19 protein-coding genes are annotated in these 19,609 nt (G+C 46.5%); 13 read left to right on the forward strand and 6 right to left on the reverse strand.

The window, feature by feature from the left end; translation table 11 throughout:
• The first annotated feature begins 174 nt into the window (after nucleotides 1-174).
• The 13 genes from udk to KN811_RS06865 all read left to right on the forward strand — a co-directional run bounded on the left by udk (nucleotide 175) and on the right by KN811_RS06865 (nucleotide 13,986).
• Nucleotides 175-783 (forward strand): uridine kinase, encoded by a 609-nt coding sequence (gene udk, locus KN811_RS06805; RefSeq protein WP_187967081.1) that lies wholly within the window; start codon nucleotides 175-177, stop codon nucleotides 781-783.
• A gap of 137 nt (nucleotides 784-920) precedes the next feature.
• Nucleotides 921-1,268 (forward strand): FtsB family cell division protein, encoded by a 348-nt coding sequence (locus KN811_RS06810; protein WP_187967080.1) that lies wholly within the window; start codon nucleotides 921-923, stop codon nucleotides 1,266-1,268.
• A gap of 202 nt (nucleotides 1,269-1,470) precedes the next feature.
• Nucleotides 1,471-2,859 (forward strand): methylmalonyl-CoA mutase subunit beta, encoded by a 1,389-nt coding sequence (locus tag KN811_RS06815; RefSeq protein ID WP_187967079.1) that lies wholly within the window; start codon nucleotides 1,471-1,473, stop codon nucleotides 2,857-2,859.
• A 4-nt stretch (nucleotides 2,860-2,863) separates the two neighbouring features.
• Nucleotides 2,864-4,996 (forward strand): methylmalonyl-CoA mutase, encoded by a 2,133-nt coding sequence (gene scpA, locus KN811_RS06820; protein WP_187967078.1) that lies wholly within the window; start codon nucleotides 2,864-2,866, stop codon nucleotides 4,994-4,996.
• A gap of 121 nt (nucleotides 4,997-5,117) precedes the next feature.
• Nucleotides 5,118-5,996: an SDR family oxidoreductase gene (locus KN811_RS06825; RefSeq protein ID WP_187967077.1), complete on the forward strand. Its 879-nt coding sequence runs from the start codon at nucleotides 5,118-5,120 to the stop codon at nucleotides 5,994-5,996.
• A 265-nt stretch (nucleotides 5,997-6,261) separates the two neighbouring features.
• A complete protein-coding gene (locus tag KN811_RS06830; RefSeq protein WP_187967076.1) occupies nucleotides 6,262-7,035 on the forward strand; it encodes a ParA family protein in 774 nt (257 codons plus the stop codon).
• Complete coding sequence (locus tag KN811_RS06835) at nucleotides 7,035-7,931, forward strand: ParB/RepB/Spo0J family partition protein (protein ID WP_216334739.1); 897 nt, start codon at nucleotides 7,035-7,037, stop codon at nucleotides 7,929-7,931. Before KN811_RS06830 ends, KN811_RS06835 begins: the two co-directional genes overlap by 1 nt.
• Nucleotides 7,931-8,569 carry a DUF5683 domain-containing protein gene (locus KN811_RS06840; RefSeq protein WP_187965210.1) on the forward strand — a complete coding sequence of 213 codons (639 nt, stop codon included), beginning with the start codon at nucleotides 7,931-7,933 and terminating at the stop codon, nucleotides 8,567-8,569. The genes KN811_RS06835 and KN811_RS06840 overlap by 1 nt, the downstream gene beginning before the upstream one ends.
• A gap of 269 nt (nucleotides 8,570-8,838) precedes the next feature.
• Nucleotides 8,839-9,540, forward strand: a complete 702-nt coding sequence (dapB, locus tag KN811_RS06845; protein ID WP_187965209.1) for a 4-hydroxy-tetrahydrodipicolinate reductase — start codon at nucleotides 8,839-8,841, stop codon at nucleotides 9,538-9,540.
• 117 nt (nucleotides 9,541-9,657) lie between these two features.
• Nucleotides 9,658-11,193, forward strand: coding sequence for a signal peptidase I (lepB, locus tag KN811_RS06850; RefSeq protein ID WP_187965208.1), 1,536 nt, complete (start codon nucleotides 9,658-9,660; stop codon nucleotides 11,191-11,193).
• A 69-nt stretch (nucleotides 11,194-11,262) separates the two neighbouring features.
• Complete coding sequence (locus tag KN811_RS06855) at nucleotides 11,263-11,919, forward strand: WbqC family protein (protein WP_247716423.1); 657 nt, start codon at nucleotides 11,263-11,265, stop codon at nucleotides 11,917-11,919.
• Nucleotides 11,920-12,084: 165 nt separating this feature from the next.
• Nucleotides 12,085-13,665, forward strand: a complete 1,581-nt coding sequence (lepB, locus tag KN811_RS06860; RefSeq protein WP_187965207.1) for a signal peptidase I — start codon at nucleotides 12,085-12,087, stop codon at nucleotides 13,663-13,665.
• Nucleotides 13,666-13,986: a DUF6122 family protein gene (locus KN811_RS06865; RefSeq protein WP_187965206.1), complete on the forward strand. Its 321-nt coding sequence runs from the start codon at nucleotides 13,666-13,668 to the stop codon at nucleotides 13,984-13,986. It begins immediately after the preceding gene.
• Between the two features lie 72 nt (nucleotides 13,987-14,058).
• On the opposite strand, the gene KN811_RS06870 is transcribed toward KN811_RS06865, so the two are convergent.
• The 6 genes from KN811_RS06870 to KN811_RS06895 form a co-directional block, all read right to left on the reverse strand.
• Entirely contained in the window at nucleotides 14,059-14,340 is a 282-nt protein-coding gene (locus KN811_RS06870) for an Rdx family protein (protein WP_216334741.1), read from the reverse strand.
• Between the two features lie 17 nt (nucleotides 14,341-14,357).
• Entirely contained in the window at nucleotides 14,358-15,401 is a 1,044-nt protein-coding gene (locus KN811_RS06875; protein ID WP_187965205.1) for an endonuclease/exonuclease/phosphatase family protein, read from the reverse strand.
• A gap of 156 nt (nucleotides 15,402-15,557) precedes the next feature.
• Nucleotides 15,558-16,433 carry a rhomboid family intramembrane serine protease gene (locus KN811_RS06880; RefSeq protein WP_187965204.1) on the reverse strand — a complete coding sequence of 292 codons (876 nt, stop codon included), beginning with the start codon at nucleotides 16,431-16,433 and terminating at the stop codon, nucleotides 15,558-15,560.
• A 113-nt stretch (nucleotides 16,434-16,546) separates the two neighbouring features.
• Entirely contained in the window at nucleotides 16,547-17,290 is a 744-nt protein-coding gene (locus KN811_RS06885) for a rhomboid family intramembrane serine protease (RefSeq protein WP_187965203.1), read from the reverse strand.
• Nucleotides 17,291-19,207 (reverse strand): DNA mismatch repair endonuclease MutL, encoded by a 1,917-nt coding sequence (gene mutL / locus KN811_RS06890; RefSeq protein ID WP_187965202.1) that lies wholly within the window; start codon nucleotides 19,205-19,207, stop codon nucleotides 17,291-17,293.
• Nucleotides 19,207-19,497 (reverse strand): riboflavin synthase subunit beta, encoded by a 291-nt coding sequence (locus KN811_RS06895; protein WP_187965201.1) that lies wholly within the window; start codon nucleotides 19,495-19,497, stop codon nucleotides 19,207-19,209. The genes mutL and KN811_RS06895 overlap by 1 nt, the downstream gene beginning before the upstream one ends.
• Nucleotides 19,498-19,609 lie beyond the last annotated feature (112 nt).

Consider the following 19,609-nt stretch of genomic DNA (forward strand, 5'->3'; position numbering starts at 1 on the left):
TCGGTAAATACTATACTGAGTTTCCCCGTACTGAGCTTGCCTGCACTGAGCTTGTCAAAGTGTCAAAGTGTCGAAGTACTCAGGATAAACTAAAGCCGAAAGAAGGGAATTTTTGTGAGGTCGTTAACGTTTTTGACTTGGTTTCGTTAAATTTGCCAAAAATCCACACTGTTAATGCTTATAATAGGAATCGCCGGGGGAACGGGTTGCGGCAAAACCACCGTTGTAAACCAGATCATTGACCAATTGCCGGAAAATGAAGTAGGGGTTATTTCCCAGGACTCTTACTACAAGGACACCTCTCACCTTTCTTATGACGATCGTACCAAAATAAATTTCGATCACCCCAGGGCCATCGATTTCGACCTCCTGGTCAGTCACCTCAAAACACTCCGGGAAGGAAAGCCCGTACACCAGCCGGTATATTCGTTTGTAAAGCACAACCGTACCAGCGATACCATCCTCACCAACCCCAGGAAAGTGATGATCGTGGAAGGCATTCTTATCTTAACCCATGCGGAGATCAGGGATATGTTCGACATCAAGATATTTGTACATGCCGATTCCGATGAACGCCTTATCCGAAGGCTTAAGAGAGACATCAATGAAAGGGGCCGGGACCTGGACGAGGTGCTGACACGATACCAGACAACCCTGAAACCCATGCATCAGCAATTTATAGAACCCACAAAAGAATATGCGGATATTATTATACCGAACAATAAATATAACACCGTGGCAGTTGATATAGTGAGAACAATTATCAACGAAAAACTGGCCTGAAAAAAGCCGGAGAGCACCTTACTACCCCATAATACAACAGCAATGTCCCACCCAGGATCACGGGATATTATAAGTATGCCTTGAAAACGGGCAAAAATTTGGTAAGCAGGAAAAAAATTATTTATTCATACGGCAAAATGGGCTTCATAAAAAAAATAAGGCAGAACAAATGGTTTTCCTTCTTTAGCAATATATACGTTATAGTGCTTACGGTATTTGCGGTATGGATGATCTTTTTCGATACCAATTCGCTGATGACTCATGTGGAACTCGAAAAGGAGATCGACAAACTGCAAAAACAGAAAGAGTATTTGCGGAAAGAAATTGAAAAAGACAAGGAAATGATCCGGAACCTGGAAAATGACAATAACGTAGAAAAATTTGCCCGGGAAGAATATTACTTCAAGAAAGACAATGAAGAAATATACATCATAGAACACCAGGACAGTATAGATCAAAGTAAAAAGAAGGAGGAAAAGGAATAGCGGAAAATGATGGGGAGACCGGGGTGACGGGGTGTCCGGGAGATAATAAGAATTCCAGAACTGTAGATTGATGAAAATTGATTGAACTATCTTAAAGGGAACCAAAAAACTTTGAACTTTGAACCTGTCACCCTGAGCTTGCCTGCACTGAGCATGGCCGAAGTGTCGAAGGGTTGAACATTAAACCTGAAACCCAAAAGGTATGAGCAAACGACTATTTGACGAATTCCCTGAAGTTTCTGCGAAAATGTGGAAACAAAAGATCCAGTTCGACCTTAAGGGCGGTGATTATAACGCCCTGATATGGAACACCCCCGAAGGTATCGACGTAAAACCCTTTTATCATACAGATGAAATTGTTGCTTCTCCATCCCTCAGCCCCGGGCCGGCGCATTGGAAAATAACCCAGGCCATCTTTGCCGCCCGTGAAGAAAAGACCAATCAAAAGGTCAAAGACGTTCTGAACTGCGGAGCAGAAAGCATATGGCTGACCATCCCTTCAGAAGAAACCGGCCTCTCCCCCCTACTCGAAGGAATTGACCTCTCTTCCACGCCTTTCTATTTCGACACACATTTTCTGTCGCCCGGTTTCGTTAAAAAACTCAACCATTCCATTCCTTCCCTGAAAAACAGGCAGGTTCATATCCATACAGATATTATCGGCCATCTCGCCCGCAGTGGCAACTGGTTTTACAACCTGGAAAAAGACCACAACCTATTGCGCGAAATATGCACCCTTTCCGGGGAATTCAGCACTGTAATTTCTGTGGACCTTTCCCTCTACCAGAATGCCGGGGCCACTATGGTACAGCAACTGGCCTATGCCCTGGCCCATGCCAACGAGTACCTGAATTTTACGGAACAGGAAAAGCTGTCAACGTTGAAGCAGCAAAAGATCGTGTTCAAAACCGCAGTCGGATCCAATTACTTCTTTGAAATCGCCAAACTCCGGGCCCTGCGCCTGCTGTGGAGCACCCTGGCCAGCGAATACGATGCACTCCCCGAATGCCATATCCTGGTTCAACCCTCGCGCCGTAACAAAACCCTTTATGACTATAATGTAAATATGCTGCGCACCACCACCGAAAGCATGAGCGCCATACTGGGCGGCGCCGATGCCGTTTGCAACCTTCCGTATGATGCCATATACCACAAAGACAACGAATTTGCAGAACGCATAGCCCGTAACCAGTTGCTCATCCTGAAGCACGAAAGTTATTTTGACAAAGCCGCCAACCCGGCAGACGGAGCATACTACATAGAGGACATCACCACCCGCCTGGCCGAAAAGGCCCTCGACATCTTCAGGCAAATAGAAGCCGGCGGAGGTTTCCTGAAACAATTGAAAGACCACACCATCCAGAAAAAAATAAAAGAAAGCGCCCGTGCCGAACAACAGGAATTCGACAAAGGACAGGAAGTTCTGATAGGCACCAACAAATACCCCAACCCCGAAGACCGGATGAAAGAGAACCTTGAACTGTATCCTTTTGTCAAGACCCACACCAGGAAAACCCTTATAGAGCCTATCATCGAAAGAAGGTTGTCCGAACAGATAGAACAAGACCGACTAAAACAGGAATCCCATTAGATATATGGCCAGAAAAAATATTCAGCATATAGCCCTTCAAAATATAAAAACCGGGATTGCAGATAAAAACCCGGGGAAATTCCGGACTGCCGAAGGTATAGAGATCAAACCCGTTTTTTCCAGGAAAGACACGGAAAAAGCCGAACACCTGAATTTTGCCGCGGGCATCCCCCCCTATCTTCGGGGACCGTACAGCACCATGTACGCAACCCGCCCCTGGACCATCCGCCAGTACGCAGGCTTTTCCACGGCAGAGGAAAGCAACGCTTTCTACCGCCGTAATCTGGCTGCAGGCCAAAAGGGACTTTCCGTAGCCTTTGACCTTGCCACACACCGGGGCTATGACAGCGACCACGAACGCGTTGTCGGCGACGTAGGCAAGGCCGGAGTGGCCATCGACTCTGTGGAAGACATGAAAATACTCTTCGACCAGATACCCCTCGATAAAATGTCGGTCTCCATGACCATGAACGGGGCTGTACTTCCCGTTATGGCTTTTTATATCGTAGCTGCCAAAGAACAGGGCGTTTCTCCCGAACAACTGTCGGGTACCATACAAAACGATATCCTCAAGGAATTTATGGTAAGGAACACTTATATCTACCCGCCTACCCCTTCCATGAAGATCATTGCCGATATTTTTGCATACACCAGCAAAAACATGCCCAAGTTCAACAGCATCAGTATTTCGGGCTATCATATGCAGGAAGCCGGGGCCACAGCCGATATTGAGCTGGCCTATACCCTGGCTGACGGACTGGAATACATCAAAACAGGACTCAAGGCGGGAATGGACCTTGATAAATTTGCCCCCCGCCTCTCCTTTTTCTGGGCCATCGGAATGAACCACTTTATGGAGATCGCCAAAATGCGGGCCGGGCGTATGCTCTGGGCAAAACTGGTCAAACAATTTGGCCCTAAGAACGAAAAATCCCTGTCATTGCGTACCCATTGCCAGACCAGCGGATGGAGCCTTACGGAACAAGACCCGTTCAACAACGTGGCCCGTACCTGTATAGAAGCCGCAGCAGCAGCCTTCGGAGGTACACAGTCTTTACACACCAATGCCCTGGACGAAGCCATTGCCCTTCCCACCGATTTCTCTGCAAGGATAGCGCGTAACACCCAACTGTTCTTACAGGAAGAAACCAAAATAACCAAAACCGTCGATCCCTGGGCTGGAAGCTATTACGTAGAATACCTCACCCATGAGATCGTACAAAAAGCCTGGAAGCTCATACAGGAAGTGGAGGAGCTCGGCGGTATGACCAAAGCCATAGAAGCCGGTATCCCAAAAATGCGTATCGAAGAAGCGGCAGCCCGGAAACAGGCCCGTATCGATAGCGGACAGGACATCATCGTTGGTGTCAACAAGTATAAACTCGAAAAAGAAGATCCCCTGCAGATCCTGGAAGTCGATAACCAAAGCGTAAGAAAACAACAGATCAGGCGCCTGGAGGAGATCAAATCCCGAAGGGATGCCCAAAAAGTGGAAGAGGCGCTCCAAAAACTGTCCGAATGTGCCCGTACGGGTGAAGGAAATTTATTAGCTTTATCCGTCGAAGCTGCACGGCACAGGGCCACACTGGGTGAAATAAGCGATGCCCTCGGTGCGGTTTTCGGAAGGCATAAAGCAAAAATCCAATCATTTACCGGCGTGTATTCCAAAGAGATCAAAAACGACAAAAGTTTTGAAAAAGCCAGGCAACTGGCCGACAAATTCGCCGAGCTGGAAGGCCGCAGGCCCAGGATCATGATTGCTAAAATGGGACAGGACGGCCATGACCGCGGGGCCAAAGTAGTAGCCACAGGTTATGCCGACGTAGGCTTTGATGTAGATATAGGCCCCTTGTTCCAAACCCCGGAAGAAGCCGCCAAACAGGCTGTGGAAAACGATGTGCACATCCTTGGCGTTTCATCCCTGGCCGCCGGGCACAAAACCCTCGTTCCCCGGGTTATCGAGGCCCTGAAGGAATACGGCAGGGAAGATATCCTCGTCATTGTAGGAGGTGTTATCCCTTCACAGGATTACGAATTTCTTTTTGACGCCGGAGCTGTTGCCGTTTTTGGCCCGGGTACCAAAATCAGTGATGCAGCGATACAGATACTCGAGGTTTTGCTGGAAATTAGCGAATAAAACACAGAACGGTATCTTCAAATAACAGGTTCAATACATCCGGAACAATAAGGATAATCTTTTAACAGGACACTTATTATGCCTGCATAATATTTTATATCTTTACCAAAACAAGCATCCTATGTATACCGACAAAATGCTCCGTGACGACGCTCTTAAAGACAAAAACATTGTAGTGACCGGAGGCGGTAGCGGCCTGGGCAAGGCCATGACCCGCTACTTCCTCGAACTCGGCGCCAAAGTGGCCATTACTTCCCGTAATCTCGAAAAACTGGAAGACACGGCCAAAGAACTCGAGGATGAAACTGGAGGAACCTGTTTCCCCGTACAATGCGATGTCCGTCATTACGACCAGGTAGAAGCCATGCTCGGACAAGTGATTGATGCCTTTGGCCAAGTAGATGTACTCCTTAACAATGCCGCCGGGAACTTCATATCCCCTACCGAAAGGCTATCGGCCAACGCTTTTGATACCATCATTGATATTGTTCTCAAAGGAAGTAAAAACTGTACCCTGGCCTTTGGAAAACACTGGATTGAGAAAAAACAGCAAAATACTACCGTTTTAAATATCGTCACCACCTATGCCTGGACAGGATCTGCCTATGTGGTACCCAGTGCCACGGCAAAAGCCGGCGTATTGGCCATGACCCGAAGCCTTGCAGTAGAATGGGCCAAATACGGCATCCGCTTTAATGCCATTGCCCCCGGCCCCTTCCCTACCAAGGGCGCATGGGACAGGCTGTTGCCGGGCGACCTGAAAGAAAAGTTCGACCTGGCCAAAAAAGTACCGCTGAAACGCGTAGGCGAGCACCAGGAACTGGCCAATCTCGCCGCTTATCTCGTTTCTGATTTTTCTGCTTATCTCAATGGTGAGGTCATTACCATAGACGGCGGTGAGTGGTTGAAAGGTGCCGGGCAGTTTAACCTCCTGGAACAAATACCGGAGCAGATGTGGGATATGCTGGAAGAAATGATACGCAGTAAAAAAGGAAAGTGACGCTGATAAGGTCACGAGTCCTGAGACTCGCCATAGCGAAGTGAACTGACAAAATCGCGGGTCCCGGGCTTGCGACAACACAGGGATTCGCGATAGCGATTTGATATATATAATCCTTTTAATTCCAGGATTCCAGGACTCCAAAACCAAGAAACCCGAATACTCGCAACCCGCGCACCCGCAGGCTCGTGGCACTGTTAACAAATTTCATTTTCAAAACCCGGAAATAGTTGTATTTTTACCTGTCTAAATCCAATTAAAATTCATGGGTAAAATTATAGCAATTGCGAATCAAAAAGGCGGTGTAGGTAAGACGACTACCTCCGTAAACCTGGCTGCCTCTCTCGGTGTTCTGGAGAAGAAAGTTCTCCTCATCGATGCCGACCCGCAAGCCAATGCCACTTCCGGACTGGGACTGGATGTAGAGGAAATAGAAGTAGGCGCCTACCAGATCCTGGAGCATACCATGAAGGCCAGGGATGCCATTATCGGCACTGATTCTCCCAATGTGGATCTTATCCCTGCACATATAGACCTGGTTGCCATAGAGATCGAACTCGTGGACAAAGACAAAAGAGAATATATGCTTAAGGAGGCCCTTAGCGATCTCCGGGACGAATACGATTATATATTGATAGACTGCGCACCTTCGCTCGGACTCCTCACCCTCAACGCATTGACTGCAGCAGACTCTGTGATCATTCCGATCCAGTGCGAATATTTTGCCCTGGAAGGCCTTGGGAAACTGCTGAATACCATTAAAAGTGTACAAAAAATCCACAACCATAACCTGGATATAGAGGGATTGTTACTCACCATGTACGATTCCAGGCTGCGCCTTTCCAACCAGGTAGTGGAAGAAGTACAGAAACACTTCAACGACATGGTATTCGAAACCATTATCCAGCGGAATGTACGCCTCAGCGAGGCCCCAAGTTACGGGGAAAGTATCATTAATTACGATGCAAGCAGCAAAGGAGCTACAAATTACTTAAATTTGGCGCACGAAATCATCAAAAAGAACAAGCAAACGGTTTAATGGCAAAAGCAACAAAAAAACAAGCATTAGGACGAGGATTATCGGCATTGTTGAAAGACCCGGAGAACGACATCAAAACGGCTTCGGACAAAAATGCCGATAAAGTAGTAGGGAATATTGTTGAACTGGATATAGAATCCATCGAGGTCAATCCGTTTCAGCCACGTACCAATTTCAACGAGGATACGTTGCAGGAACTGGCCACTTCCATTAAGGAACTGGGGGTCATCCAGCCCATCACCGTACGAAAAATAGAATTTAACAAATATCAGCTCGTTTCCGGAGAGCGCCGGTTCCGGGCTTCCAGGCTCGTAGGATTAAAAACTGTCCCCGCCTATATCCGTATAGCCAATGACCAGGAATCCCTGGAAATGGCACTGGTTGAAAATATTCAGCGGCAGGACCTCGACCCCATAGAGATCGCACTTTCCTACCAGCGGCTTATCGATGAAATACAGCTCACCCAGGAGCAGCTTAGTGACCGGGTAGGTAAAAAGCGTTCTACCATAGCCAACTACCTCCGGCTCCTGAAACTGGACCCCATCATCCAGACCGGAATGCGCGACGGCTTCGTGAGTATGGGGCACGGAAGGGCCCTGATCAACCTGGACGACAAGGAAATACAACTCGCCATTTACGAAAAGATCATTTCCAGTGGCCTCTCCGTGAGGGAAACGGAAAAACTCGTGAAAAATCTCCAGGAAAAAGACAAAAAGACCACTTCAGACACTTCCAAAAACAAATTACCTTCCTATATCGATGATAAAATGGAGAACATCACCGAATACTTTTCCACTAAAGTAGACGTTAAGGTATCCAGGAACGGTAAAGGGAAGCTCATTATCCCCTTTCATTCCAGGGAAGATTTTATTCGCCTGACCAAACTCTTTAAGTAATGGTAGTCCGACTACTCCCGGTTCTTTTCGCCTGTCTCTTTTCGCTGGGATGCGGTAGCGTTTTTGCTCAGGAAAAAGAAGAACAGGATGCCGCCAGCGATTCCGCAAATGTGGAAAACCGCGTGGTCATAGATTCCATCATTCCCGAAAAACATACCATAGACCCCCTGTCTCCCAGTAAGGCTGCTTTTTATTCGGCCATACTGCCCGGACTGGGACAGATATACAACAAGAGATACTGGAAAGTCCCACTGGTTTATGGGGCCATAGGAACAGGACTTTATTTCTATGTCACCAACAAAGATCAATACCACAGGTACAGAAATGCCTATAAGCGAAGACTTGCCGGTTTTAATGATGATGAGTTTTATAATATTGACGGAACCCCCAATGAAGATGGAAGTCCCGATGTGAGTATGGATGCTCTCCGCAGGGCCCAGGAATATTACCAGCGTTACAAAGACCTCTCCCTGCTCATCACCATAGGCCTTTATGCCCTGAACATCATAGACGCCAATGTAGACGCACACCTCAAACAACATAATATAGGCGAAGACCTCACCCTCCGTCCCATGATCATCCCGAACGACTTCAATGCAAAGACTACGGTAGGCCTGTCGCTGAGTTTTGATTTTTGACCTATCTTTAGAGATGTGAGATGTGAGATGTGAGATAAAAGTAAAAAAATTCGGAAGAAAAAATTAAAAGATAAATTAAATTTCTCCCCGGAGGGATAACTTGTCCCGATGACAATGGGAATGCCAAAGGCATAGGGGCCTGAAACCTGCCCTTCGGCTTGGCTCAGGGACCAAAACCTGAAACCTGAAACCTGAAACCTGAAACCTGAAACCTGAAACCTGAAACCTGAAACCTGAAACCTGAAACCTGAAACAAAAATAAACAACAAATGAACATAGCTTTACTGGGATACGGCAAAATGGGAAAAATGATAGAACAGATAGCCCTTTCCCGGAATCATACGATCACCGCGCGGATCGATAGTGAATTTAGTGTAGAAGACCTCAAAGATACTGACGTGGCCATAGATTTCAGCATTCCTTCTGCCGCTTTTAAGAATATAACCACCTGCCTGGAAAACGACATCCCCGTAATTTCCGGTACCACCGGATGGCTGGACCGTTACGACGAAGCCGTGGAGCTTTGCAACAGGCGCAAGGGCGCCCTTATTTATGCCTCTAATTTTAGCCTGGGTGTAAATATATTTTTCCAGTTGAACGAATACCTGGCTAAAATGATGGCCAACCTCGGGGAATATGACATAAGCCTCGAAGAGATCCATCATACCCAAAAACTGGATGCTCCCAGCGGAACGGCTATTACCCTGGCCGAAGGCATTATAAAAAATAGCTCCAGGACAGGATGGAAACTGGACAATGCCGGGGAAAACGAGATCCCCATAACGGCAAAACGTATAGAGAACGTGCCCGGTACCCACAGCATACGCTATTCCGGAAATGTAGACGATATCGAGATCACCCATACCGCACACAGCCGGGAAGGATTTGCCCTCGGAGCGGTTATCGCGGCAGAATGGATCGTTGGGAAGACCGGGGTTTTCAGTATGAAAGACGTGTTAAACCTTGGTTAGCATATGGCGTTATACCCATAAAAACAACCAACATATAACCACAAAGGTTGCACAGAGGTTCACAGAGCGTAGCAAAGGCATTAAAGCAAACGATACAGAACATACAATACAATTACTATGACACTAACAGAATGGTTTATATTTTTCCTCGTCCTGCAACTGGTTCATTTTGCCGGGACCTGGAAACTGTACCAAAAAGCCGGAAGAAAAGCATGGGAAGCCTTGGTCCCCGTTTATAACGCTGTGATACTGATGAAGATCATCAACAGGCCCTGGTGGTGGATCATCCTGTTGTTTATCCCCATAGTAAACCTCATTATGTTCCCGGTGGTCTGGGTAGAAACGGCCCGGAGTTTCGGTAAAAATTCAGCAACAGACACCTGGCTTACCGTACTCACTCTCGGCCTGTACATCTATTACATCAATTATGCCCTCGATGTTACATATATAGCGGACAGGAGCCTTAAGCCCAAAACAGTCACAGGAGAATGGGTGAGCTCCATCCTTTTTGCCATCGTGGCCGCAACACTGGTACATACATACATTATGCAGCCTTATGTCATTCCCACTTCATCACTGGAAAAATCACTGCTGGTGGGCGACTTCCTCTTTGTAAGCAAGTTCCACTACGGTGCCAGGCCCCCAATGACGGCAATAGCTGCCCCCATGGTACACGACACCATCCCCGGGCTTAAGGTCAAATCCTATCTGAACAAGCCCCAGCTACCCTATTTCCGGTTCCCTGCCCTCCAAAAGATAAAACGGAATGACATTGTGGTCTTTAACTGGCCTACGGATACCGTGCGCTATTTTGGCGACTACAAAAGCCGGGGCATAAGAAAACCCATAGACAAAAAATCCAACTACGTTAAAAGATGTGTCGGCACCCCCGGGGATTCCCTGGAGATCAGGGATGGTTATGTTTATATCAACGGCAAAAGGACACAGTTACCCGACCGGGCAAAAACACAGTATTCCTATATTGTAAAAACCAACGGCGGTGAACTCACCCCTGCATATATGTACCAAAGATTTGGTGTCACCGACCCCTTCGGCAGAGCACAGGACGGTTCTTACCGTTTTACTTCACTCACCGAAGAAAGTGCTTCCCGCCTGGCCAAAACCCCTAATGTAACAAGCGTAACACGGATCATAAACCCCGGAGGGCGGCCCCATCCCGACATTTTTCCGAATATCAGGGACAACACCTGGAGCAGGGACAATTTCGGGCCGATATACATCCCGGAAGAAGGAAAAACAGTAAGTCTGACTCCCGAAACCCTCCCCTTTTACAAGCAGATCATAAAAGAATACGAAAACAATACACTTGAAGTAAAAGGAAACCAGATCCTTATCAACGGTAAACAGGCCAACTCTTACACCTTTAAGCAAAATTACTACTGGATGATGGGCGACAACCGCCACAATTCGGAAGACAGTAGGTACTGGGGCTACGTTCCGCACGACCATATCGTCGGCAAACCCGTGTTTATATGGATGAGCTGGGACAGCAACAGCGGAAAACCCCGGTGGGACCGTATCTTCACCACGGTCGGAGGTCCGGGAAAGCCCGTTTCCTATCTGAAATACTTCCTTATTGTTATCGCTGCATGGATCATTTTTAGTTTTATACGGAAGAAAAAGAAAAAATAACTAAAATTAACTACCGAAATATCCATCAGGGGTACTAACCCTCTATATTTTAAAAAGACCGGGAGCAGTATGATGAAAATCCTGGCATCGCTTAGTTTCATGGAACAAAAAATACTCATACATCCCACCTATTTCCCATCCGTAATGCATTTTGTGGCTATGGTCAGCCACCCGGTCATTATGGAAGCGGAAGACAATTTCCAGAAACAGACCTATCGCAACCGCATGTATGTCTACGGGCCGGGAGGCAAACAATTGCTTACAATCCCTGTAAAACATACAAAAACAGAGGGGCATCAGAAATATAAGGACATCAGGATAGAACACAACTTTCACTGGCGTAAACAACACTGGAAAACCCTGCAAACAGCTTACAGGACTTCCCCTTTCTTTGAATTTTACGAAGACGACCTGGGCCCGCTCTACGAGAAAAAACACAATTTTTTGATGGATCTCAACCTGGATACCATACAATTTATATTCGATATTTTACAAATAAACCCGGAGTTCGGAAAAACCCGGGCTTACGAAAAAGAAGTATCGGAATTTGCAGACTGCAGGTTTATGGTCAACGCCAAAGAAGAACCGTATTTCGCCCTTGAACCCTACACCCAGGTCTTTGGCGACAAACACGGTTTTATCGCAAACCTGAGCATCCTGGACCTGCTCTTTAACGAAGGACCCAACACCCTAGGCTATCTCGAAAGACAGGAGTTTCCCCTATGACATCCTGAAAAACAAAAGGGGCTGCCCGCATCGGGGAGAGCTTTTTGTCATAAACAAACAGAAACTCGCATTTTGTTAAACATCCGTTAACTTGCCGGAAAGCGTAACACTTTTATGTATTTTAACACGGTTAAAACATAAAACGAACCTAGCATTCCGAAAAGTATGACTCTAACAGGCTGGTTTCTCTTTTTTCTCATATTACAACTGATCCATTTTGCCGGGACCTGGAAACTGTACCAAAAAGCCGGAAGAAAAGCATGGGAGGCCCTCGTCCCCGTCTATAATGCCCTGGTCCTGATGAAGATTATCAACAGGCCCTGGTGGTGGGCGGTCCTGTTGTTCATCCCTATCGTAAACCTTATGATGCTCCTGGTGATCTGGGTAGAGACTGCCCGGAGTTTCGGTAAAAATTCCACATCAGATACCTGGTTAACGGTGTTGACCCTGGGGTTCTATATCTATTATATCAATTATGCCCTGGACGTCAAATACATCGAAAACAGAAGTCTTCATCCCAAGACCGCTTCCGGAGGATGGGTCAACTCCCTTCTTTTTGCTATCATAGCCGCAACGCTGGTGCACACCTATTTTATGCAACCTTATATCATTCCCTCCTCTTCTCTGGAAAAATCACTGCTGGTAGGCGATTTTCTCTTTGTGAGCAAGTTCCATTACGGAGCCAGGGCACCCATGACCACAATTGCCGCTCCCATGGTACACGACAGCCTTCCCGGACTGGGAATCAAATCGTATGTATTCAATGATAATATATCGAAAAAACATACTTCGTGGTTAAACAAATTCCAGCTACCCTATTTTCGCTTACCGGGACTTCAGAAGATAAAACGCAACGAGATCGTTGTTTTCGGACAGCCTGCGGACACCTTGCGGGACATGAATGATTTTCACCCCGACAGGAATTACTATAAACCCGTAGACAAAAAGACCAACCTGGTAAAACGATGTGTAGGTATTCCCGGAGATTCCCTGGAGATCAGGGATGGTTATGTTTATATCAATGGTAAAAGGCCCCAGCTGCCGGACCGGGCGGAAATACAGTATTCCTATATCGTAAAGACCAACGGCAGTGAACTCAACCGTCCGTATATGTACCAGAGGTTTGATGTTACCGATCCTTTTGGCAGAATGCAGGACGGTTCTTACCATTTTACCGCACTTACCGAAGAAAATGCCGCCCGCCTGGCAAAAACTCCCAATGTAGTAAGCGTAGAGCGGATCATAGAACCGGCAGGCAGTCCCAACCCTCGCATTTTTCCAAACACCCGGAACAACACCTGGAGCGGGGATAATTTCGGTCCCATTTACATCCCGGAAAAAGGAAAAACGGTGCCCCTTACCCCGCAAACCCTGCCGCTCTACAAAAGGATCATAAGGGAATATGAAAACAATACCCTGGAAACAAAGGAAGGGCAGATACTGATCAACGGAAAACAGGCCGATTCCTACACTTTTAAACAGGATTATTACTGGATGATGGGCGATAACCGCGACAATTCGATAGACAGCAGGTATTGGGGCTACGTTCCGTACAACCATGTTGTGGGCAAACCCGTCCTTATCTGGATGAGTTGGGACAAAGAAAGCAAAAGAATACGCTGGGACCGGGTCTTAAGCACCGTTCACGGCACAGGAAAACGGGTTTCCTACTTTCCGCATTTTGCCATTGTGCTGGCCGGATGGTTTGTTTACAGCTATATACGTAAAAGAAAAAAGAAGAAATAAATGTTACGGTTTATCGTCCATTACGGGCTGCACTTTATATTTCCGGTACTTATAGCCTATTGGTTTTATCGCCCCCAATTTATAAAGGTAAGTCTTATACTGTTATCGGGAATACTCATAGACATCGACCACCTTCTGGCCGACACGATCTTCGATGTCAATCGCTGCAGCATAGGCTTTCACCTGCTGCACGGATATATCCCCATAGTGCTGTATGTTCTCCTGTTTACCTATAAGCCCACCAGGATCATAGGCCTGGCCTTGTTACTGCACATTCTGGCAGACACGGCGGACTGCCTGCTGATGTCATTTAACTGGTGATGAAAAAGGAGAAATATCCCATAGGACGGCAATACAATACCCCGTGGGGGGGCAATGCATTACGCCCCAACATTATGTATTATCAATATGCCCTAATCCCCGGTCGGGGTTTATTTGGTCGCGAAGCCATTGTTTCAGTTGCTTGATCTCCGGAAAGCCGCCGTATTTTTTCCTGTCAAACAAAAGCTGGCCATCGACATAAATACGGTAAACCCCTGCGATTTCCCCCGGTTTAAGGCTTACACTTTCCAATTCGTCCTCGAAGGTGGACAGGAATTCCTGGGCCATATAGGCCGCCCGCAATAACCAGCGGCATTTCGGACAATATTCTATGGTAACAGACGGTTTCATCATACAGTTTAATTACATTGTTACTCCTCCTCTCCCGATCCAGGCAGTTTTAATGTGGCCATAACGGGATAGTGGTCGGACAACCTGTCTTCATAGTTCTTATGTGCCAGTATTTCTATATCCGGGTCCGTCAGGATAAAATCGATACGGAGCGGAAAATAGTCAAAATCGTAGGACCTGCCAAAACCGCTTCCCTCTTCGATAAATGTATCTTTCATTTCCCCCCTTATCCGTTTATACACATAAGAATAGGCTGTATTATTAAAATCCCCGGTCACGATAATTTTGTATTTGCACGCTTTGCGGTGGGCGTCAAATATTTCCACCTGGTCGTGCTGTAAAGCGAAAGCCTTGCCCATTCGCTTATACAGCACCTCCGGATCTTCTACTATAATGTGTTCTTTAGAAGGGACAATGTGCAGGGATTCCAGGTGAAGATTGTATATCCGCACCGTATCTTTTCCTTTGACAATATCTGCATAAAGGGCGTTGTTCCCCGTCTTCGGGAACTCCAGCGAACCCCTTGCCACTATAGGGTACCTGGAAAAAATGGCTTGTCCGGTCCTGTTGTTTTTCGTGGTATATTTTATAAACTGGTAGGGATAGTTTTTATTAAAGGCATCTTCCTGTTCGTGATAAAATTCCTGAACACAGAGCACATCCGGCGATTCTTTCTCTACAAGCGAAATGATCTTTCCGGGCACATCTTCATCCTTTAACCAGTCATAGGCATTGAATATCCGTACATTATAGGTCATGAGTTTCAATATCCCTTCTTCATCGCTTTCCGATCTGCCGGACAACCTGTACATGGCTCCGACATACTTATACCCCACCAAAAGGATAAGGAAAGACAACAGGAACTGCCGTTTAAGCTGCAGCAACCAATAGAGTATAAATACGGCATTTACAATGATAAATACGGGCACGGTAAGGCTCAGCACCGAGATCAGGGGGAATTTTCTGGGAAAAACATAGGGCAGTATATAAGACAGCAGCAGCAATACCGCAAAAAAGGTATTGATAACAAAAACAATCTTATTTATAAAACTCAGTTTTTTCACCGTTCTGAATTACCTGTGGTTAGATATTTTTTAGTTTTGGAGTTGATGAGTTTTTAAACTTAAAAAGATCTCTTTTTCTCCCCTTGAGAGGAGATGCCGCAGGCAGAGGGGTGTAACTCCCTAACTCCAGGACTCCCATACTCCTAAACTCCCCGACTACTCCTTCCCCGCCTGGAACAGGAAATCCTTTTCTTCCTTGGTAAGGCTTTCGTAGCCGCTTTTACTGATCTTGTCCAGTATATCATCGATCTTCTGCTGGTGGTCGCTTTTATCCGTATTAGGTCTCTTTACAGAAGTTGTTGCTTTTCTGTTTCTGTGCACTGTTTTCAGGGGAGCCTGGGGTTTTCTTTTAAACAGGTTTACCACAGCCGATACCATCTTTTCAAAACCGGAGCCTATGTCCTTGCCTTCATACAGTTTTCTGGCATATACATATCCCAGCAGCGCACCGCCCAGGTGAGCCAGGTGGCCTCCTGCATTGTTTATGGGGATCTGCACCAGGTCTATAAGCACCACAAATACGCCGATATACCACAGTTTTATATTGAAGAGAAAGAACAACCGCACTTCCTGGTTGGGCATATACGTGCAGATAAAGATCAGGATGGCCATAACTGCTGCGGAAGCCCCTATAAGAGAGGTGTTGATCCCGAGGAATGCCGGGAAAAGATTATAGCTCAGCATAAAAATAAACCCTCCCGCAATAGCGCCCAGGAAATAAACATTAAGGAACCGTCTTCCGCCAAACAGGTTCAGGAATATCCTGCCCGAAAAATAGAGCAGTATCATATTCCAGAAAATATGCGAAAAGCTACCGTGAAAAAAAGCATAAGTAACAATAGACCACGGCTGTACAATAAAATGATCCAGGCTTTTCGGCAATTCGAACCATCGCATAAAAAAATCGGGCGATAACTGAAACAGGAATATCAGCAATATATTGAGAATATACACCAATACATTGATCACGATCAGCTTTTCGCCTACGTTGAGCGTGGTGTATTTGTATTTTATATCGTTGCTTATACCCATTGCCTGTTTCTGGTTTACAGTTTCTGATTTGGTTGCTGGTTGCCGGTTGTAAGTTTATTTGGTGTGCTGGTTGATGAGTAAGGAATCACCATGTCTCCCCATCACCCCGCCATCTAATTCCACCGGTCATTCCTAAACTGGTTTTTCTTCCAGTACCACATCATGATAAATCCGAACAACGCCCCTCCCACATGGGCAAAATGCGCTATTCCTCCACCGAAAAGAGAATATCCCGTAAGCCCGGAAAAAAGGTCCAGTCCAATCAACACCGGGATAAAATACTTCGCCTTGATGGGGATAGGAACAAAAATAAGAAACAATTCCGCATTAGGGAACATCATAGCAAACGCTACCAGTATACCGTATATTGCCCCGGAGGCCCCCACAGCAGGCTGAATATACGAACTTAAAAAATTATCAATAGTGCTTTTGGGAGCAATCTCATACCAATAATTATTGTATTTCCCTTCCCTGAGCAGGGCAAATATATCTTCTTCCTTTATACCTGCATGCATCAACGCCTTAAGCCCTTCATTGAACTGATAATACCCTACCCCGGTATGGATCAGTGCCGCTCCGAGACCTGCGGAAAAATAGAAAAATAAAAATTTATTCCTTCCCCACATCTGTTCCAGGGGCGATCCGAAAGCCCACAGGGCATACATATTAAAGAAAATATGCATAAACCCGCCATGCATGAACATGTGCGAGACGATCTGCCACAGCCTGAAATGCTCATTCTTGGGGAACCACAACGAAAACAATTCCAGCATTTGATCGTGAAACAACTGTGTTGCCACAAAAAACAACACATTAACAATAAGCAGGTGCTTAACAGCCTCGGTTATTCTATACATCTATAAAAATTTTTTTTCAAGGTCTTCTACGGTTATGGTAATATAAGTGGGCCGGTTAAAGGGTGATCTCGTGGGTTCCTTACAGGCAAACAGGTTATTTACCAGGACTTCCTGCGAAGCTACATTGAGCGGCTCCCCGGTACGCACCGCGAGTGTTTTGCTGAGCGATTTGGCGAGCCTGTCGCTTTGTGAAAAACTGCTGTCCGGGATCTCGTCTTTAAAATCGGCTATAAGCTGCTCCAGGATCATGCTTACCTCGCTTTCCGAAATACTTGCCGGGATACCGGTGATCTCTATTTCCTCGCCTTGCAGCTTTGCAATGGCAAAACCGATAAACTCCAGCGTTTCCCGCAACTCCTTCAGCAGGGCCGTATCAGAAGGGGAATAGTGCAGCACAATAGGAAACAGCAATTGCTGGCTTATGCTTTCCTTTACGGTCATCTGCCGCAGGAACTGTTCGTACAGTACCCTCTGGTGCGCCCTGTGCTGGTCTATGATCACCATGCCAGACTTTATCGTGGTCACGATATATTTCTTGTGCAGTTGGTATGTGTTAAAAGAAGGCTCCCCGCTTTCCCTGTCGTCGAACAATCTTTCCGTCGGTTTTCCTTCTGTTCCGGCCACTTCGTCAGACTCTATTTCCACGGAACTGAAGTTATCGGGGCTATCCGGTTTATCTCCCAGCCCTACGTACAGACTCTCCCAATCGGCCCGTTTTTCCTGCCTGCTACTTCCCTGCCAGGAGGTTTTTCCTCCACGGTATGCTGTTTCTTTCTTTTCGGAACCGGAAATTTTCGTCTCTTCTTCGTCCCTGAAGGGATTGAAATCAGAATCCACCTCAATGGTCGGGACATGGATGGGCTTGTCTTTGTAGTCGTAAGGGGTTTCCAGTCCGGCATCCTTGTCGAAATCGAGGACCGGTGCTATATTGAACTGTCCCAGGCTGTGCTTTATGGCCGATCTCAATATGGCATAGAGCGTGTGCTCATCGTCGAACTTGATCTCGGTTTTAGTGGGATGGATATTGATATCTACCGTAGTAGGATCTACATCCAGATATAAAAAATACCCGGGATGGGTCTGTTCTTTGATCAGCCCTTCAAAAGCAGACAGCACGGCATGATGCAGGTAAGGGCTTTTGATAAAGCGGTTGTTCACGAAAAAGAATTGCTCTCCCCTGCTCTTCCTGGCATGCTGGGGCTTATAGACAAAACCGGACAGCTTCAGTACCTCCGTATTTTCCTCTACCGGAACCAGTTTTTCGTTGGTCTTGCTTCCGAATATGTTCACCACCCGTTGCCTGTAATTGGATGCCGGAAGCGAAAAGAGGTCATTGCCGTTGTGGTACATCTCGAACTGGATATCGGGGTGTGCCAGTGCCACGCGTTGGAACTCGTCGATCACATGACGGAGTTCCACCTGGTTAGACTTTAAAAAATTTCTTCTTGCGGGAATATTAAAAAACAGATTCTTAACAGCAATAGAGGTCCCTTCGGGGGTTACCGTCACTTCCTGGTCCACGATCTTTCCGCCTTCCATCCGTATACGGGTCCCCACTTCCTCTCCCTGTTGCCTTGTATTCATCTCCACATGGGCGATGGCGGCAATAGAAGCCAGGGCTTCCCCGCGGAATCCTTTGGTCCCCAGTCGAAAAAGGTCTTCGGCTGCGCGTATTTTGGAAGTGGCGTGGCGTTCAAAACTGAGACGGGCGTCCGTAGGGCTCATTCCTCCACCATTGTCTACTACCTGTATCAATGTTTTACCGGAATCCTTGGCGATGAGCTTTATTTCGGTCGCCCCCGCATCGACGGCGTTCTCGATCAATTCTTTCACCACAGAAGCCGGCCTTTGTACCACCTCTCCTGCCGCAATCTGGTTAGCAACATGATCCGGTAAAAGCTGTATGATATCTGCCATTATCTTTTAAAGGTGAATATACTTAGGTCAAAATCGATGATAAAAAGGAACAGGAGAAGTAAAATAATCACAATGACCAGTATAGTCCTGTTGGCGCGGCGGTCGGGGTTGGCTCTTAAATCGTCCATGGCGTTGGAAAATTTTTGCTTGATCCCCTTAGTATCCCCGCTGGCCTTACGGAATTTATCAAACCGCCTTTCCATTTGATAAGGACTACCTTCCTTGTCATTTTTGTAATAACGAGGGGTGTAATTATATCTCTTATTTTTACGTGTCTTAAATACTCCCATGATCCTTCACTCATCAAAATTACTGAAAATACTGCAAACATAGATGGAGACGGGGGGAAATTTTAATCTGGCGGGCGTTATCGGGTTATTGACAGATTGAAAGGATTGATTG

Source organism: Sinomicrobium weinanense, from assembly GCF_018863395.1.
GTDB lineage: Bacteria > Bacteroidota > Bacteroidia > Flavobacteriales > Flavobacteriaceae > Sinomicrobium > Sinomicrobium weinanense.

What these genes read in the sequence shown, in the direction of transcription:
- udk (WP_187967081.1), top strand. Translation starts at nt 175, where the DNA reads ATGCTTATAATAGGAATCGCCGGGGGAACGGGTTGCGGCAAAACCACC.
- KN811_RS06810 (WP_187967080.1), top strand. Translation starts at nt 921, where the DNA reads ATGGGCTTCATAAAAAAAATAAGGCAGAACAAATGGTTTTCCTTCTTT.
- KN811_RS06815 (WP_187967079.1), top strand. Translation starts at nt 1,471, where the DNA reads ATGAGCAAACGACTATTTGACGAATTCCCTGAAGTTTCTGCGAAAATG.
- scpA (WP_187967078.1), top strand. Translation starts at nt 2,864, where the DNA reads ATGGCCAGAAAAAATATTCAGCATATAGCCCTTCAAAATATAAAAACC.
- KN811_RS06825 (WP_187967077.1), top strand. Translation starts at nt 5,118, where the DNA reads ATGTATACCGACAAAATGCTCCGTGACGACGCTCTTAAAGACAAAAAC.
- KN811_RS06830 (WP_187967076.1), top strand. Translation starts at nt 6,262, where the DNA reads ATGGGTAAAATTATAGCAATTGCGAATCAAAAAGGCGGTGTAGGTAAG.
- KN811_RS06835 (WP_216334739.1), top strand. Translation starts at nt 7,035, where the DNA reads ATGGCAAAAGCAACAAAAAAACAAGCATTAGGACGAGGATTATCGGCA.
- KN811_RS06840 (WP_187965210.1), top strand. Translation starts at nt 7,931, where the DNA reads ATGGTAGTCCGACTACTCCCGGTTCTTTTCGCCTGTCTCTTTTCGCTG.
- dapB (WP_187965209.1), top strand. Translation starts at nt 8,839, where the DNA reads ATGAACATAGCTTTACTGGGATACGGCAAAATGGGAAAAATGATAGAA.
- lepB (WP_187965208.1), top strand. Translation starts at nt 9,658, where the DNA reads ATGACACTAACAGAATGGTTTATATTTTTCCTCGTCCTGCAACTGGTT.
- KN811_RS06855 (WP_247716423.1), top strand. Translation starts at nt 11,263, where the DNA reads ATGATGAAAATCCTGGCATCGCTTAGTTTCATGGAACAAAAAATACTC.
- lepB (WP_187965207.1), top strand. Translation starts at nt 12,085, where the DNA reads ATGACTCTAACAGGCTGGTTTCTCTTTTTTCTCATATTACAACTGATC.
- KN811_RS06865 (WP_187965206.1), top strand. Translation starts at nt 13,666, where the DNA reads ATGTTACGGTTTATCGTCCATTACGGGCTGCACTTTATATTTCCGGTA.
- KN811_RS06870 (WP_216334741.1), bottom strand. Translation starts at nt 14,340, where the DNA reads ATGATGAAACCGTCTGTTACCATAGAATATTGTCCGAAATGCCGCTGG.
- KN811_RS06880 (WP_187965204.1), bottom strand. Translation starts at nt 16,433, where the DNA reads ATGGGTATAAGCAACGATATAAAATACAAATACACCACGCTCAACGTA.
- KN811_RS06885 (WP_187965203.1), bottom strand. Translation starts at nt 17,290, where the DNA reads ATGTATAGAATAACCGAGGCTGTTAAGCACCTGCTTATTGTTAATGTG.
- mutL (WP_187965202.1), bottom strand. Translation starts at nt 19,207, where the DNA reads ATGGCAGATATCATACAGCTTTTACCGGATCATGTTGCTAACCAGATT.
- KN811_RS06895 (WP_187965201.1), bottom strand. Translation starts at nt 19,497, where the DNA reads ATGGGAGTATTTAAGACACGTAAAAATAAGAGATATAATTACACCCCT.